The organism is Rhizobium sp. Root1212, from assembly GCF_001424985.1.
Taxonomy (GTDB): domain Bacteria; phylum Pseudomonadota; class Alphaproteobacteria; order Rhizobiales; family Rhizobiaceae; genus Pararhizobium.
The window spans coordinates 15,176-31,992 of the sequence record NZ_LMDA01000023.1; the positions used below are offsets into that span (position 1 = coordinate 15,176).

A 16,817-nucleotide genomic window follows, 5' to 3' on the forward strand; every position below is an offset into this window, starting at 1 on the left:
AGTTGATGTCTTCCGGCATTGGGAAACGGCTGGCGACGAGAAAGCTGATCGCGGCTTCGAGCCTGGATTGGTCCTGTTTCGAGGGGAGCGATATCGAGCATCTGGTGCTTTGCCTCGATGCGAACGGGCATCCTTCCGCGACATTGCAGAATGCCTTCCCATTGATCGCCGTCGCCTTTTCCGATGAGGGCGAGGCCGATCTGCGGGAGCGTCTGAAGCTTCTGGGTTCGCTGGGGACCGTTCCGCCGATTTCCGTCCAGCGGCTTGATCCGGCGGGTACATCGGACAGTTTCGCGCTTCTGCGGACGCTGGTCGAAGGCGGCATCGGACGGCTTGCGCGCTACAGCGCTTCCATCACCTCGGAGCTTGCGATCCTGCGCCGGGAGCGCGAAGCGCTGCTGGAAAACTACCGGGCGCTCGAAGACGCGTTCCAGGCGCGAAACTGGGAGCCGGTTTCCGAGATTTTCTCCCACGATCCCCATGCCGATCCAAAGGACGAAGGGATCGGACAGCTGCTGGCTACCGCTTTCGTCGAGCAGTTGCTGCCGGTCTCCAGCCTCGGCGTGGCCGGGTTCGCTCTTCATCTGCACGCGGTACCCCGCAGCAGCGGCGAGCTTGTCGTGACCTTGAGCTATCTCGAGAGCGGCGAGGGGGTGGCCGAGTGGGCGGTACCCTATGCGCAACTCGTGCCGAGCTGGAATTACTTCTCGCTGCCGCGGGCTTGTGGCGGAGGCGCGCGCACGCTTCGGCTACGGATTTCCGCGACCGGGCCGGATGCCGTCGGCCTTTCGCTCGGCTATCCGATCGCCGGCGAGCGTTATTCGGCACGGTCGGAGTTTGCGCATCCCGACCTCGACCTGCGTCCGCTGGCCTTCAAGGTGTTCACCGGACTGCCGGGGGTCAAGCCGGCCGCAACGCCCAACATGATCGGGCCGAGCAGCCTGCTCGAAGGCCAGTATACGGTCGATTACCGGTTGGGGGTCGATACGCTGAGCCAGATCGCGGATGTTTCCGTGACGCCCATCGTCCCGGAATTCCAGACGGTGCGATTTCTCGAGCATGAGCACGCCATCGTCTGCCACCCGCTGCCGACAGGCATATCGGCAGGCGCGGTCGCCCGCGCGGTCGAGCCGGGAACGATATCCTTTTCAGCAAACGCCATCATCGATCATCCGCAAGGGCAGCCCGCCGCGGTCAGCTTCCTGCTGGCGCCGGCGAACTCGAATGCGCGCTCCGAAGTGGCCGAGCTTGCGCGTAAGGGCGTGGTCAAGCCGTCGGCATTCTTCAGCGGATGGCGCGAGGTCGGCTCCGCCCAGGCGATCAACATCAATATCCAGCTGGACGAGCCGGTGCGCGGCCCGATGGATCTGATGATCCTCAGCCGCGCCGTCACGGATTCGGTCGATTTCTCCTGGCTCAAGGTGTCCGGCTTCCGGCTGGTCAAGCAATCGACGGAGGCCGCCGATGTCCGGTAGCAGGGAGCCGGCGGACCTGATCGCCGTGGCCATGCCGCTCTACGGCCATGCGGCGCTCGCTTTGGAAGCGATCGAGTCGGTGCTTGCCTCCAAGCTCGACAGTTGCCGGGTGGTCATCGTCGTCTCGGTCGATGGCGATCCGCGGCATGAGACGTTCGACCAACTGCTGCTTTACGCTGCGGCCCATCCTTGCGTTCATGTCGTGTTCGGCCAGAACGCGGGGCCGGGTGGCGCCCGCAACCGCGCCATCGACGTCGTGCTCGAGCGCTTTCCCGAGGCGAAAGCCGTCTATTTCCTCGATGCCGACAACCGTGTCCTTCCCGGCACCATCGAGACGCTTTACCGGCAGCTCGTCGCGAGCGGGTGCGGCTGGGTCTACACCAATATCGATACATTCTCGGTCAGCTGGCGTGCGCACTACGGCAACCGTTATTCGCGGCTGGTCCACTGCATCACCGACAATATCTGCGATACGGGATCGATGATCTCGATCGCGGTTTTTCAGGACGGCGTCCGCTTCAACGACGACCGGCAGAACGGCTTCGAGGATTGGGAATTCTGGCTCTCCTGTATCGAGCACGGTTTTGTCGGCACCCCCTGTCACGATACCGTCTTCGAATACAGGCTGAGGGCGGAGAGCCGCTTCAAGGAGGCGAACCGCGACCGCGCCACGTCGGTCAGCTTCCTGCGCAAGCGCCACATGCCGTTGTTCCAGCGCCCGATGCTGGTGGATTTCGAGCATGAGGAATGCCCGCGCTACCTGTTTGCGCGAACGGAAGATACCGCGATCTCGTTCTTCACCGATCCCACCAAGCCGCCGGCGATGCTGCGTCTCGACGACATCGTTCCGGCGTTCTGGGGCAATATCGGCGAGCCGGACAACGAGCATTTTCCGCCGTTCATGGTCGCCGGTAGCGGTGCCGCGCTCGACCTTCTGCGGCGGTCGCGCATGCTGCCGAACGTGCTTGCCCATCTGGAGCGCATGAGCGAGACCAGCAATGTCGTCTTCGTCCAGCTTGCCAACGACGCCAGCCAGCGCAAGATCGAGCCGGTCGTTCATGGGCCGGGCGCCCAGAAAATCGGTCCGGCCGATCTCGTTTTCCTGTCGACCCGCCTGGTTCAGGACGTGGTCCAGAACAATGCGGCGGACTGGTTCGCCTCGATCGCGAGCCAGCAGGTCTGGCCGACATCGGCCGTCCTGAAAGTGCGTTTCCCGTTCCCGAGAAGCCTACAGCGCCGGTCGCTCATCACGCCGCAGCAGGTGATGATCAATTGCATCAACGCCATTGCCGCAAGCCCGCTGCGCGAGACGGCCGGCCGGCGGTGGACCTGGCGTCCGGCCCGGCTCGTACCTTACACCGATCTGCACAAGGCGCTGCGCAAGGAAATCGGGGGATCGCCGGTCCTGCCGCTCGGGCATAGCGCGGGCAAGCGGACCGTGGCGCTGCTGGTGCCGAACGCCTCCTTCGGCGGAGCCGAGAAGGTCGTCTATGCCGCCGCGCGAGAACTCAAGGCGGCTGGGTATGAAACCCATCTCTTCGTGCTCGGCACGTCGCGGATGGATGTGATCGACGAATTCGATTCCAGCTTCGACTACATTCACTTCTGGGATGCGGGCATTCCGGCCTGGGGAGGTTCGGGTTCCTTCCTCGGGCAGGACTTTATCGCCGAAGGGCATGCGGTCGACTGGGAGGCGCTGAAGGGGCAGCTTTCCGGCTTCGACCTCGTCATCAACAACCACGTGATGGCCGTGCATCCGCTGATCGCGCGGCTGCGCGCCGAAGGCACGCGCACGGCCTGCTATCTTCACGTCGTCGATAACACGCCGTTCAAGAGGCCCGCCGGCCAGCCCTTCGCCGCGATTGCCCACGAGCATTGCTACGATGCCTTCCTGACCTGCTCGGAACAGCTGAAGATCTATCTGCACAGCTACGGCGTCCCGCACGAGAAAGTCTTTGCCGTCGCCAACGGGGCGAGTTTTTCCGTGCCGCCCAAGGCACTCGCGGAAGTTCTGGCTGTTCGGCGCATCGAGCGCAAGGATGACCGGCTGCGACTTCTCTATATGGGCCGGCTCGATCAGCAGAAGGGTATCGACCGGCTGGCGGCGGCGCTTTCGGAACTCCGCGCTGCCAACGTCGCCTTCGACGCCCGCGCCGTCGGCGGGGAAATTCTTGCCGATTCCGCGGCTTCATGGAGCGAGCGGCTGAAGGACCTAGGCGTCGACGTGCGCCCGCCGGTCTTTGCGAGCAAGGACCTGATCAAGGCGCTGGGCTGGGCTGATGTTCTCGTCATGCCCTCACGCTGGGAGGGTGCGCCGCTGATGATCGCCGAGGCGCAGCAGCTTGGCTGCGTGCCGATCGCAACCGCCGTCGGTGCCGTGGACGAGCTGATTTCCGACGGCGAGGACGGCATCCTCATCCACGCGGCGTCCGATCCGCAGGTGGTCAGAGAGATGGCTGACATCATCGCGCAGGTCGCGCGCAATCGCGAGAAGCTGGCGCCGCTGATGGAGGGCTGCATCAGGACGGCCGCACACCGGTCGTGGACCTCCTCCTTCTCCGATTTCATCGCGTGGAGCGATCGCTCCGTGAAAAACTCGTCGCTGTCGCGCGCCGCGGTCTTCCGCGAGCCGGCGACGGCAACTCCCGTGGTCGCGGCCATCGGCTGATGGCCGGGTCGCTTCTCTGAAACAGAAAGGTCTAGTCGAATGCGTCCGCGAATTCTCGTGACGGGTATTCCCGGTCACTACACCCGTCTTGCCAATGGCGCTCACGGCCTCTCCGTCTCCTACGCCGAGCGGCAGAAGCAGCCGGAAACGAAAGAGGATTTTCTGCAGGAGCTGCGCAACATCAGCAACACCGGCAACTACCTTATCGGCGAGGGTGCCCTGCGGGCGCTGGCGCCGCATGCGAAGCAGGTTCCCTTCTGGCATCTCTACAATCTGAGCAAGAGCGGCAGCGGCTTCGACGAGTTCAACGCCAATTTCGACATCTGCGTCTTCACCTGCGCGAACCTCCTGCGCAAGGGGCTTTCGGCGGATGCTGAAGCCGATGTCCTGAGCCGTCTCAACATGCCGATCGTCATGCTGGGCATCGGCCTGCAGAACCGCAAGGACCTTGAGAACAATCTGCCGGAGGGAACGAAGCGGCTTCTGGCCGTCCTCAAGGAGCGCGAGCACTACTTCCTGACGCGCGGCTACGAGTCGGCCGGCTTCCTGAAGGATCAGGGCTTCTCCTTCGTGCGTCCGACCGGTTGCCCTTCCGTCTATTTCATGCCGGACAACATGCGCCGCTCCATGAGGAAGCTGCCGGACGTCAAGATCGGCAAGGCGCGGACCATCTTTTCCGGTTATCTCGGCGGCAATCAGGATGTGATCCTCGATGCCAATGCGCTGGCCCCGCAAGGCACCGTGCCGCAATACGTGGTGCAGGACGAGTTCCTGCACTTCGATATGAAGGTGGAGCCCAATGACGAGGGGCGCGTCTACGATTCCGCATCGGGCCTGATGATCGGCGATCTGGCCTATCCCGGCACGGAGCGGGAGAAGCAGCGATTCGAGGTCCGCACCTTCTTCGACAACAACCAGTGGCGCGCCTGGGCCTCGTCGATGGATTTCAATTTCGGCCGCCGTTTCCACGGCTCGATCATCGCCATGCAGGCGGCTGTGCCGAGCCTGATGGTGGCGGTGGACGACCGCATGCGCGAGATGCTTGGCTTCACCGGCCTGCCGGCCGTCGATATCAACGAAGTCGACAAGGCGGAGAACCGCGCCGAGTTCGTCGCCGACCATCTGGCAGGGATCAACACCAGCGAACTTGTCGACCGGTATTCCGACCGCGAGCGCGCCTTCCGCACCACGCTTCGTGAAATCGGCATCGGGCTCTAGCAGCCCCAAGCGCCATCATTTTCGGTTCAGAGGATAGTTATGCGTATCTTGCTCACGGGAATTCCCTCTTATCTGCAGCGGACGATTGCCGACGTCTCCGGCACGACCGTCATTCATCGGCCCTATTTCGACGAGACCAGGACCCGGAAGGACCTGATTTCGCAGGTGAGGCGGATCGCCAATACCGGCAACTACCTCATCGGCGAAGGGGCGGCTTCGAGCCTGCGCGGCCATGACGTCACCTACCTGCCGTTCTGGCATCTCGCCAACAACAGGGAAAAGAACGAGCTTTTCGAACAGGTGAACCGCGCGTTCGACATCTGCGTCTTCGCCTCCGCCAACCTGCTGCGCCCCGGCTATTCCGCCGATCTCGAAGCGGAAATCTTCGAGAAGCTGAAGATGCCGATCGTGGTGATGGGCATCGGCATCCAGCGCAAGGAAGGCCTCAAGGAGCAACTGCCGGCCGGCACGCTGAAGTTTCTGGAGGTGTTGCGGAACAAGGAGAGCTTCTTCCTGACGCGCGGCTACTTCACCGCCGAATTCCTGCGGGAGCAGGGCATGAAATTCGTCAAGCCGACGGGCTGCCCGTCGCTCTATTTCTCGCCCGATGACATGAAGCGCTCGCTTTCGGCGCTTGCCAATCCGGGACTGGCGGAAGCCCAGAAGATCGCCTTCGGCGGATATCTCGGCAGCGTGGCCGACACGATCGTCGATGTGCACGCGCTGCTCAAACCCGACAGCGTCGCAAGCTACGTCCTGCAGGACGAAGTGGTGGCCTACAACCTCTCCCTGACGGGCAGCGACGAGGATATCGTCTATGATCCGGCGAGCGCCCGCATCACCGGCGGCACGGAATACAAGCATTCGGAAAAATGGCAGCGGCAGCATGAACTGCTGGTCTATTTCGATACCAACCAGTGGCGCGGGGCGATGGCCGCGCGCGATCTCTGCTTCGGCCGCCGGTTCCACGGCTGCATCATCGGCATGCAGGCCGGCACGCCCGCCCTCATGATCGCGGTGGACGACCGCATGCGGGAGATGCTGGAGTTCATCGGCTTTCCCTATATCGAGGCCGCGACCTGGAACAGGGAGGCGGACAAACGCAGCTATCTCGCCAACTTCCTCGGCAAGATCGACACGCAGGCCGTGATCGACCGTTACAGCGCCTGCGAGGCGAATTTCCGCAATGCTCTGGGGCAGATCGGGCTCTGAGCGGAAGACGGCGGGGGTGCGGCGGCGCGCGACCCTTGCCTGCTCGCTGGCGGTGCTCTGGGCATTTGCCTGGACGCCGCCGGCGGGCGCTGACCCCGCCGCTCGCATCGGCATCAACCGGGTCAATCTGGCCTGGCTTTCCCGCGCCGATCAAGAGCGGGTTCTCGGTGACATCGCGGCAAGCGGCATCACCCATATCCGGCTTTCGCTGTCGCGGCCGGTGGACAGGAGCATCGACGCGCTCGAAATCGCGGATCGGCTGGGCCTGAAAATCCTCCTGGAAATCCAGCTCGGCAACAAGGATTACTACCCCGCGAACGCGCATCCGCGTACCGGGTTCGGCCGCATCTGGGATGTTCGTCGGCTTTCGGATCTCGACCTCGATCTGTACCGCGTACATCTGCGCTCGGCGCTTGCCCGTATCGACCGCATCGGCATTCGTATCGACGCCGTCGAACCCGGAAACGAAATAAATTACAGCGCCTACAACGGTGATCTCGCGGTTTATGAAAAGCCGGGGCGGCGGACGCCGCGCAATGTTGCGGACGTTGCCGATCGCGCGGCCCTGGGGCGAGGGCTCGACGCCTATGTCGACGCCATTCGCATCACGCGGGAGGAATTGCGGGCGACGACCCATAGTCGCGACGCAGCTCTGATTTCGGCCGGACTGTCCGATGTCGGCACTGGCGAGGCCGATCGACGCGGCATGGAGCGGCTCGATGCCGGTGAGTTCCTGTCACTTCTGCGGAAGCGGGGGCTTGATGCGCTGGTCGATGGCTATGGTATTCATGTCTACCCTGGGAGCAGGGATGATGCAGCGCTCGCCCGCCACGTGACGAGGCTCCTTGATTTTTGCCGGCCTGAAGGCGAAGGCAAACCGTGCTGGGTAACCGAATGGGGCATTGCCAACACCGCGCTTTCCTGCCCGGTCGACGACCGTGAGCGGGAAAGGGCGATCCGCACCGTGCGCTGCGGTTTCGGGAAGGTGATGGACGAGGGCAGGCTGAAAGCGGCCTACTATTACGATTGGGATACCCAGCCGGTTTACAGCGTCTGGCGTTGCGGGGCCTTGAGCCCGGCCGGCGTTGCGGCAACCGAAGCGGTCACCAGCGATGGAGAGAGGTCCGAATAATCGCGGCGGACCCCAGAGTCTCGTGTTTACGAGAAAACCTCCCGGAACAGGAAGGGACCGGTTTCGTCCTCCCCGAGGGCGGCGCGGTTTGCGGCCTCACGGAGCGCCTGAAAGTCTGCCTCGTCACTGACGCGGGTTCCGCCAAGCCGCACGGTCACCACGATCTGGCGCTCCTGCGCGGCCGTGAAGGTGGCCTCCTTTATCCGCGTGCGGATGCGTTCGCAGATGCCGCGGGCATTTTCGGTCGTCGTGCCCGGCAGGTAAATGCCGAGTTCGTCGGAGGCAAGCCGGGCGACGAGATCGCCATAGCGCACGGACGAATATATGATCTGGACAATCGACTGAATAAGCGTATCGGCCCACTGCAGGCCATAATGACGACCGATCTCGTCGAAATTGCCAACCCTGAGAACGAGCATGACGCCGTCGGGGTTTTCCATGGTGCTGACGCGCCTGCGGTCGATCGCACGCTCGACCGAATTCGCAAATTCGTTGGCGCGTAGCGTGCCGGTCACGGGATCATGAAGGCGTGCGTGCCGAAGTTCCTTTTCAGTATCCCGAAGCGCCTCTTTGCGCAGGCAAAGCGCCAGTTGCAGCCAAAATGCCAGAGCCGTCGAGATTACGCCCACGGCCGTCAATTCCATCCAAAGCGGGCGCTGAGGAACGAGCAGGCCCAGTACCCAGACGATCACAGTCGCTCCCGCCGCCGAGGCAAGGGCGCAAAACATCGCTATTTTGATGTGCGGCACGAGAGTGGCCTGGCGAGAAAGAAATTGCGGGGTCATCGCTTAATATCGGAGCTTTTGTCGTGATCGTTATCTTTGAGGGGCCTGGTGGAAATATCATATAAATAAAACTGATAGCATTTTAGCAATGGACCGCGAAGAATTCGATGTTCATGTCAACAGTATCGTGAAGTTGGCGGGCTCCGGCCAACACAAAAACACGCTTCATTGTATTTCCAGGAAAACCGGGCTCTACTGTCGTCGGCGGGTCTCCGCCAAGGATCGGCGGCCTTGCCGCCGGCCTGCGATGCAACTTCGTAGCCCGTCCGCGCAAAGCTGCCGCTCGGCGAAAATTCTTCCGAAAAACTTGAAAGTCTTTACCTGGAGACACTGCCAATCCCGATCTAGCGCGGGCTCCCAGGAAAACGCACAATCGTAATTCTGCGAACGGCAATGATAGAAATATCGTTCGTCGTCCAGCCGGGCGGTGCGGTACCTGATGCCGCTTTCGCCCCGGAATGAACGATCCCGCGGTGGGAGGAAATGCCGTGGGGTCTCTTATCGTCCGGCGGCGTCGGAGACGTCCGCCATGGGAGGGGAAATATGTTAGAGCGGCTTTTCAAGCTGAGTGAGCACAAAACGTCCGTCCGTACCGAAGTGGTTGCGGGCATCACGACGTTTCTCACAATGTCCTATATCATCTTCGTCAACCCCGATATCCTGTCGACCACCGGCATGGATCGGGATGCGGTCTTCGTTGCGACCTGTCTTGCGGCAGCGCTCGGCACGCTGATCATGGCGCTTCTCGCCAACTGGCCGATCGGCATGGCGCCCGGCATGGGGCTCAACGCCTTCTTCGCCTTCGGCGTCGTTGCAGCGCTGGGGTTCACCTGGCAGCAGGCGCTGGGCGCCGTCTTCATCTCGGGCTGTATCTTCCTGATCCTGACGGTGACGGGGGTGCGAAGCTGGCTGATCGCGGGCATACCGCATTCGCTTCGCAGCGCCATCGCGGCCGGTATCGGTCTCTTCCTCGGCATCATCGCGCTCAAGAATGCCGGCATCGTCGTCGATAATCCGGCAACGCTGGTCGGGCTCGGCGATCTCAAGCAGACCGGGCCGCTGCTCGCCATCCTCGGTTTCTTCGTCATCGCCGTGCTCGACGCGCTGCGGGTCAAGGGCTCGATCCTGATCGGCATTCTCGTTGTGACGGTCCTGTCGTGGATCACCGGCGTCAGCGAGTTCCGCGGCATCGTTTCGGCGCCGCCGTCGATCCTGCCGACTTTCCTGCAGCTCGATATCATGGGCGCTCTCCACGGCGGCCTCTTGCATGTCGTGCTCGTCTTCGTGCTCGTCGAAGTGTTCGATGCCACCGGCACGCTGATCGGGGTCGCCAAGCGTGCCAACCTCATCCAGGAAGGCCAGCAGAGCCGGCTCGGCCGGGCGCTTCTCGCCGACAGCACCGCGATCGTCGCCGGTTCGCTCCTGGGCACCTCCAGCACGACGGCCTATGTCGAAAGCGCCTCCGGCGTGCAGGCCGGCGGCCGCACGGGCCTGACCGCACTCGTCATTGCCGCCTTCTTCCTGGCAGCTCTGTTCATCTCGCCGCTTGCCGGTTCGGTTCCGACCTATGCGACGGCGCCGGCGCTGCTCTATGTGGCAGGCCTGATGATGCGCGAACTGACGGAAGTGGAATGGGAAGACCTGACGGAAGCGGCCCCGGCGGCGCTCACCGCGCTGGTCATGCCCTTCACCTATTCGATCGCCAACGGTCTCGCCTTCGGCTTCATCAGCTATGTCGTGCTTAAGATCGGCACCGGCAAGTGGCGCAGCCTGCATCCGGCAACGGCGATCGTCGCGGCGCTGTTCATCATCCGCTTCGCCTTCTTCACCGAGTAAGACGACAGCTTATCACGCAAAGCAAAAGGGCCGCGTCATCGACGCGGCCCTTTTCGTTTGACTTGGAATGCCGGCCCGGCTTGTCCGGACCGGTGTCTTTACCTCTCAGCCGACGAGGAAGGGGTCCTTGTAGAAATGCTCTTCCAGGTTCACGCCTTCGCCGCCACGGTCGACGACGGCGAAGTCGGAGACGGCATCGAGCGGAGTAAGGATGCCGTGCCAGACGTTGCGGCCGATATTGACGCCCTGGCCGGGAGCCGTGCGGAAGGCCAGCGGCTCGCCCGGACCGTCAGCCGTCTCTTCGGCGACGACGACGAGGAACGAATTGTCGCTCAGCGGAATGAAGGCCTGGCTGCCGAGCGGATGGCGCTCGACCATGCCGAGCGTCAGCGGCAGCGGATAGGGCTCGCCGCGCAACAGGCTGATCATCGGCCGGGCCTTTTCGCCCGTCGTCTCGATCTTGGCGAGATCGTGAAAGCGGGTGCATTTGCCGGCATTGATCGGAAAATTGGCCGCCCCTTCCATCTCGATGACGTCGCCGAACGGCGCGAACGCCTCGCGGGTCAGCTGCTTGATTTCGATCGTCTTCATGTTTCCTCCTCCAAGGTTGATGATGTTACGAAAAGGCAGCCGGCCCGGTGTCGATGAACCGGCGGCTGCCTCAGACAAGGAAGGGAGCGGCGCTCCCTCCGTATGACGGTCTCAGGCCGGCAGCATGGCCGAGAGACGCAAGAGGGCGATCCGCTCCACCTGGCGGCAGGCCGTATTGAATTCCGTCTGCCGGTTGTTGGCGATGCGGCTTTCGAAGGCGGCGAGGATTTGGTCCTTGTTCAGGCCCTTTACGGCGATGATGAACGGGAAGCCGAATTTCTCGACATAGCTGCTGTTCAGGGTCGTAAAGCGGTCGCGTTCGGCATCGGTCAAGGCATCAAGGCCGGCGCCGGCTTGCTCGTTCGCAGAGCTTTCCGTCAGGCGCTTGGCCTGGGCGAGCTTGCCGGCGAGATCCGGGTGGGCGACGAGCACGCTGAGCCGCTCCTCTTCGGAGGCTTCGCGGAAGACAGCCCTAAGCGCCGCATGCAGACCGCCGGCCGTGTCGTTGGCGGGGCCGAGTTCGCGGGCATGGGCGCGGCGGGCGATCCATTCGGAATGCTCGAAGACGCCGCCGAAGCGCTCGGCGAAGACGTCTTCGGACAGGCCGGACGGACGGTCTTCGACGGCGACGGGCGGATGGGTCTCGGCCCAGTGATCGGCGATGTCGATGCGGCGCGCGAACCAGACCTTCTCGTGGCTCTTCACATAATCGAAGAAGCGGGCGAGGGCGGCGGCGCGGCCGGGGCGGCCGACGAGGCGGCAGTGCAGGCCGATGTTCATCATCTTCGGCTGGCCGTCGGTGCCTTCGGCGTAAAGCACGTCGAAGGTGTCCTTCAGGTAATCGAAGAACTGCTGGCCGCTGTTGAAGCCCTGGGCGGTGGCGAAACGCATGTCATTGGTGTCGAGCGTATAGGGGATCACCAGCTGCTGGCGGCCCTTATGGGCGTACCAGTAGGGCAGGTCGTCGGCATAGCTGTCGGACACATAGTCGAAACCGCCTTCCTCGGCGATCAGGTCGACGGTGTTGATCGAACAGCGGCCGGTATACCAGCCGCGCGGGCGCTCGCCGGTGACGGTGGTGTGAATGCGGATCGCTTCCTCGATCGCGGCGCGCTCGGTCTCGCGGTCCATGTCCTTGTGCTCGACCCATTTCAGGCCGTGCGAGGCGATTTCCCAGCCGGCATCCTGCATGGTGGCGACCTGGGCGGGGGAGCGCTGCAGCGCGGTGGCGACGCCATAGACGGTGACGGGAATGTCGCGCTCCGTCAGCATGCGGTGCAGCCGCCAGAAGCCGGCGCGGGCGCCGTATTCATAGATCGATTCCATGTTCCAGTGGCGCTGGCCGGTCCAGGCGCTGGCGCCGACGATTTCGGACAGGAAGGCTTCCGAGGCGACATCGCCGTGCAGCACGCAGTTTTCGCCGCCTTCCTCGTAATTCAGGACGACCTGCACGGCGATCCTGGCGCCTTGCGGCCAGGTGACATCCGGCGGCGTCGCGCCGTAGCCGTGCATATCCCTCACATATCTCATGAACGCTCCTCCAAACGACTGCTAGATGTGCGTTTCTAACGCGAAAAGGGCGCGCCCTATTCCTCCTGAAAATTTTGAAAGTCTCGAAGAATAGGCTTGCTATTCAGGGGAAATGGCTTGGCGGATAGTTGCCGGACAAAAATCGGGGAGGTTTGCCTTATGTCATCTCAATCTGGAAATGCCGGCCGTCTGACGACACACGTGCTGGATACGGCACTTGGCCGTCCCGCCGCCGGCCTGCGCATCGATCTCTACCGGATCGAGGGCGATCAGAGCCACCATATCCTGACGACGGAAACCAACCATGACGGCCGCTGCGATGCACCGCTCCTGAGCGGCGCCACGATGAAGTCGGGCGTGTACGAGCTGCGGTTCCACGCCGGCGCCTATCTCGGCAACACGGGCGACGGCCCCGCCTTCCTCGATCTCATTCCGCTGCGCTTCGGCATCGCCGACGAGACGGCGCATTATCACGTGCCGCTGCTGGTCTCGCCCTTCAGCTACTCCACCTATCGCGGGAGCTGATCTGATGACCGCCCCGAAAATCCGTTCCGAACTGCGCTTCATCCTCAACGGCCAGGACGTCTCGCTGCGCGACGTCGCGCCCGACCAGACGCTGCTCGCCTGGCTGCGCCTTTCCAAATTGCTCAAGGGCACAAAGGAAGGCTGCGCCGAAGGCGACTGTGGCGCCTGCACGGTGCTGGTGGGACGCCTCACCCCCTCTGGCAGCCTCGTCTATGAGGGCGTTAACGCCTGCATCCGTTTCATGGGCTCGCTCGACGGCTGTCATGTCGTGACGGTCGAGCATGTCGCCGCCCGCGACGGCAAGCTGCATCCCGTGCAGCAGGCAATGGTCGACTATCATGGTTCGCAGTGCGGTTTCTGCACGCCCGGCTTCGTCATCTCGCTTTATGCGCTGTGGATGCAGACGCCGAACCCGACGGACCAGCAGATCGAGACCGCGCTGCAGGGCAATCTCTGTCGCTGCACCGGTTACGAGCCGATCCTGCGCGCGGCGCGGGCCATTTCCAGCTATGGCGGCACGGAGAAGGACCCGCTGCTCGTCGAGCGCGACGCGATGATCGCGCGCCTCAAGGCGCTGAAGGACGGTGCCCGCGTCGAGATCGGGCAAGGCAAGAGCCGCCTCATTGTGCCGGCTGACGTGGATGATTTCGCCGCCGTGCTGGAGGCCTCGCCGGCCGCCACCGTTGTCGCCGGTTCCACCGATGTCGGCCTCTGGGTCACCAAGCATATGCGCGATATCTCGCCCGTCGTCTTCATCGCCGGGCTGGACGGGTTGAAATCCATTTCGATCGAGGGCGACACGGTTACGATCGGTGCGGGCGTCACCTATACGGAAGCGTTGAAGACGCTCTCCGAGCTTGTGCCGGCGCTTGGGCCGTTCATCGAGCGCATCGGCGGCCAGCAGGTGCGCAACATGGGCACGATCGGCGGCAACATCGCCAATGGCTCGCCGATCGGCGATACGCCGCCGGCGCTGATCGCGCTCAATGCCACGCTGACGTTGCGCAAGGGCACCGAGCGGCGCACCATCCGCCTCGAAGATTACTTCATCGCCTATGGCAAGCAGGATCGCCAGCCGGGCGAATTCGTCGAGGCCGTGCATGTGCCGGCACCGGCGGCCGGTGAAAAATTCGCCGTCTACAAGGTGACGAAGCGCCGCGACGAGGACATCACGGCAACGCTCGGCGCCTTCCGTCTGGCGCTTGCCGCTGACGGCACCGTTACCGGCATCACCATCGCCTATGGCGGCATGGCGGCGACGCCGAAGCGCGCTCTTACCGTCGAAAAGGCGCTTCTCGGCCAGAAATGGACCGAGGCGACGGTGGAGGCGGCCATGGAGAAATATGCGGAGGACTACACCCCGCTGACCGACATGCGCGCCACCGCCGAATACCGCGCTCTGGTGGCGAAAAATCTGCTGCTGCGGTTCTACACGGAAACGACATCCGGCGCGGCAACCGCGCAAGTGTCCAGATACGAGGCTGCGTGAGGCGATGAACAAGCACACCCCCGATCTCAAGGCTGAAAAAATCGACGGCGGCGTCCATGAAAGCGTGCGTCACGATTCGGCGCACAAGCATGTCGCCGGCACCGCCGTCTATATCGACGATATCACCGAGCCCGCCGGCACGCTGCATGCTGGCCTCGGCCTCTCGACCGTCGCGCACGGCATCCTGAAATCCGTCGATCTCTCGGCGGTTCGCGCCGCCCCCGGCGTCGTCGACGTGCTGACCCACGAAGATATTCCCGGCGTCAACGACATCTCGCCCTCGGGCATGCACGACGATCCCGTGCTGGCCGAGGGCAAGGTCCAGTTCCACGGCCAGCCGATCTTCTGCGTGATCGCGCAAACGCGCGAGGAGGCCCGCCGCGCCGCGCGGCTTGCCAGGATCGAATACGAGGAACTGCCGGCCAATATCGATATCTGGGATCTCGATCAGAAAACCCACCCCCAGGTCTTTCCACCGCTGACGCTGAAGCGCGGCGATGCGGCCGCAGCACTTGAAAGCGCGCCGCGCCGGGTGAAGGGCCGCATGCGGCTTGGCGGGCAGGACCATTTCTATCTTGAGGGGCAGGTGTCGCTCGCAGTGCCCGGCGAGGATGACGAGGTTCTCGTCTATTGCTCGACCCAGGGGCCGAGCGAGACGCAGCACATGATCGCGCATGCGCTCGGCGTTCCGAGCCATGCGGTCGCAGTCGAAGTGCGTCGCATGGGCGGCGGTTTCGGCGGCAAGGAAACGCAGGCCAACCAGTGCGCCGCGCTGGCCGCCATCGCCGCCAAGAAGCTCAACCGCGCCGTGAAAGTGCGTCTCGACCGCGACGAGGATATGGTCGCGACCGGCAAGCGGCACGATTTCGCCATCGATTACGATGTTGGTTTCGACGACGAGGGCCGCATCCTCGGCATCGACTACACCTTCGCGCTGCGTGCCGGTTTCTCGGCTGATCTCTCCGGTCCGGTGGGCGACCGGGCGCTGTTCCACTGCGACAACGCCTATTTCTACCCGCATGTGCATGCCAAGTCGGCGCTCCTGCACACCAACACGGTATCGAACACCGCGTTTCGCGGCTTCGGTGGCCCGCAGGGCATGGTGGGTGCGGAACGTGTCATCGACGAGGTGGCCTTTGCCGTCGGCAAGGACCCGCTCGAAATCCGCAAGCTGAATTTTTACGACGCCATGGGTGTGGACGGTGAGCGCAACCTCACCCCCTATCACCAGAAGGTCGAGGACTGCATCATCCAGCGCATCGTCGCCGAGCTGGAAGAGAGCGCGGACTATGCCGGCCGCCGCAAGGCGATCGCCGAGTTCAATGCGGGCAGCCGCTTCGTCAAGCGGGGCCTCGCGCTGACGCCGGTGAAATTCGGCATCTCCTTCACCAAGACGGAATCCAACCAGGCCGGCGCGCTGGTGCATGTCTACACGGATGGTTCCGTGCACATGAACCATGGCGGCACGGAAATGGGTCAGGGCCTGCACCTGAAGGTGGCGCAGGTGGTGGCGGAAGAGTTCCAGATCGATCTGGAGCGGGTGAAGATCACCGCGACGACGACGGCCAAGGTGCCGAACACCTCGCCGACCGCTGCCTCCTCGGGCGCGGATCTCAACGGCATGGCCGCACAGGACGCCGCCCGCCAGATCAAGGACCGGCTGATCGATTTCGCCGCCGAAAGCCATCAGGTGCCGCGCGATCAGGTCGTGTTCCTGCCGAACCGTGTTCGCATCGGCAATGCGGAGATTTCGTTCAACGAACTGGTCCGCCAAGCCTATATGGCCCGCGTCCAGCTTTCCGCGGCCGGTTTCTACAAGACGCCGAAGATTCACTGGGACAGGTCGAAGGGTCGCGGCCACGCCTTCTACTACTACGCCTACGGCGCGGCCTGCTCGGAAGTCTCCGTCGATACGCTGACCGGCGAATATGTCGTCGAGCGCACCGACATCCTTCACGATGCCGGCCGCTCGCTGAACAAGATCACCGATATCGGCCAGATCGAGGGCGGCTTCATCCAGGGCATGGGCTGGCTGACGACGGAAGAACTGTGGTGGGACGGCAAGGGCCGACTGCGCACCCATGCGCCTTCGACCTACAAGATCCCGCTGGCCTCGGATCGCCCGAAAATCTTCAACGTCAACCTCACCGACTGGTCGGAGGCCTACGAGCCGACGGTCCATCGCTCCAAGGCGGTCGGCGAGCCGCCACTGCCGCTCGGTCTCGCCGTGCTGCATGCGCTGTCCGATGCCATCGCCAGCGTGGCGGATCACAAGATCTGCCCGCAGCTCGATGCACCGGCGACGCCGGAATGCGTGCTGATGGCCATCGAGCGGCTGCGCGCCGCAGGCAAATAG

Annotated in this window: 12 protein-coding genes; 9 read left to right on the forward strand and 3 right to left on the reverse strand. The window is 63.4% G+C overall.

All coding sequences use genetic code 11. The features are described 5' to 3' along the window. The first annotated feature begins 5 nt into the window (after positions 1-5). Genes ASC86_RS18235 through ASC86_RS18255 form a run of 5 tightly spaced genes read left to right on the forward strand, consistent with a single transcriptional unit; the run spans position 6 to position 7,705 of the window. Positions 6-1,475 (forward strand): DUF6212 domain-containing protein, encoded by a 1,470-nt coding sequence (locus tag ASC86_RS18235; RefSeq protein WP_156387110.1) that lies wholly within the window; start codon positions 6-8, stop codon positions 1,473-1,475. After that, entirely contained in the window at positions 1,465-4,143 is a 2,679-nt protein-coding gene (locus ASC86_RS18240) for a glycosyltransferase (protein ID WP_056324388.1), read from the forward strand. The genes ASC86_RS18235 and ASC86_RS18240 overlap by 11 nt, the downstream gene beginning before the upstream one ends. A gap of 39 nt (positions 4,144-4,182) precedes the next feature. Continuing rightward, entirely contained in the window at positions 4,183-5,361 is a 1,179-nt protein-coding gene (locus ASC86_RS18245) for a polysaccharide pyruvyl transferase family protein (protein WP_056324391.1), read from the forward strand. A gap of 39 nt (positions 5,362-5,400) precedes the next feature. Beyond that, the gene (locus tag ASC86_RS18250; RefSeq protein WP_056324394.1) at positions 5,401-6,573 is read left to right on the forward strand and encodes a polysaccharide pyruvyl transferase family protein; all 1,173 of its coding nucleotides are present in this window, start codon (positions 5,401-5,403) and stop codon (positions 6,571-6,573) included. Beyond that, positions 6,548-7,705, forward strand: coding sequence for a glycoside hydrolase (locus ASC86_RS18255; RefSeq protein ID WP_156387111.1), 1,158 nt, complete (start codon positions 6,548-6,550; stop codon positions 7,703-7,705). The genes ASC86_RS18250 and ASC86_RS18255 overlap by 26 nt, the downstream gene beginning before the upstream one ends. A 26-nt stretch (positions 7,706-7,731) precedes the next feature. Here the strand turns inward: ASC86_RS18255 and ASC86_RS18260 are convergent, their stop codons facing one another. Next, positions 7,732-8,454, reverse strand: a complete 723-nt coding sequence (locus ASC86_RS18260; protein ID WP_244477645.1) for a GGDEF domain-containing protein — start codon at positions 8,452-8,454, stop codon at positions 7,732-7,734. A gap of 579 nt (positions 8,455-9,033) precedes the next feature. Here ASC86_RS18260 and ASC86_RS18265 point away from each other — a divergent pair. After that, complete coding sequence (locus ASC86_RS18265; RefSeq protein ID WP_056324400.1) at positions 9,034-10,326, forward strand: NCS2 family permease; 1,293 nt, start codon at positions 9,034-9,036, stop codon at positions 10,324-10,326. Positions 10,327-10,431: 105 nt separating this feature from the next. On the opposite strand, the gene ASC86_RS18270 is transcribed toward ASC86_RS18265, so the two are convergent. Further along, positions 10,432-10,917 carry an ureidoglycolate lyase gene (locus tag ASC86_RS18270; RefSeq protein ID WP_056324403.1) on the reverse strand — a complete coding sequence of 162 codons (486 nt, stop codon included), beginning with the start codon at positions 10,915-10,917 and terminating at the stop codon, positions 10,432-10,434. A 111-nt stretch (positions 10,918-11,028) separates the two neighbouring features. Beyond that, positions 11,029-12,447 carry an allantoinase PuuE gene (gene puuE / locus ASC86_RS18275; RefSeq protein WP_056324406.1) on the reverse strand — a complete coding sequence of 473 codons (1,419 nt, stop codon included), beginning with the start codon at positions 12,445-12,447 and terminating at the stop codon, positions 11,029-11,031. Positions 12,448-12,606: 159 nt separating this feature from the next. Here puuE and uraH point away from each other — a divergent pair, with 159 nt between their 5' ends. From uraH to xdhB, 3 genes are read left to right on the forward strand one after another with little or no spacing between them, the layout of a single operon-like run. Continuing rightward, complete coding sequence (gene uraH / locus ASC86_RS18280; RefSeq protein ID WP_056324409.1) at positions 12,607-12,972, forward strand: hydroxyisourate hydrolase; 366 nt, start codon at positions 12,607-12,609, stop codon at positions 12,970-12,972. Between the two features lie 4 nt (positions 12,973-12,976). Beyond that, entirely contained in the window at positions 12,977-14,461 is a 1,485-nt protein-coding gene (gene xdhA / locus ASC86_RS18285; protein WP_056324412.1) for a xanthine dehydrogenase small subunit, read from the forward strand. A gap of 4 nt (positions 14,462-14,465) precedes the next feature. Continuing rightward, positions 14,466-16,817 (forward strand): xanthine dehydrogenase molybdopterin binding subunit, encoded by a 2,352-nt coding sequence (xdhB, locus tag ASC86_RS18290; protein ID WP_056324415.1) that lies wholly within the window; start codon positions 14,466-14,468, stop codon positions 16,815-16,817.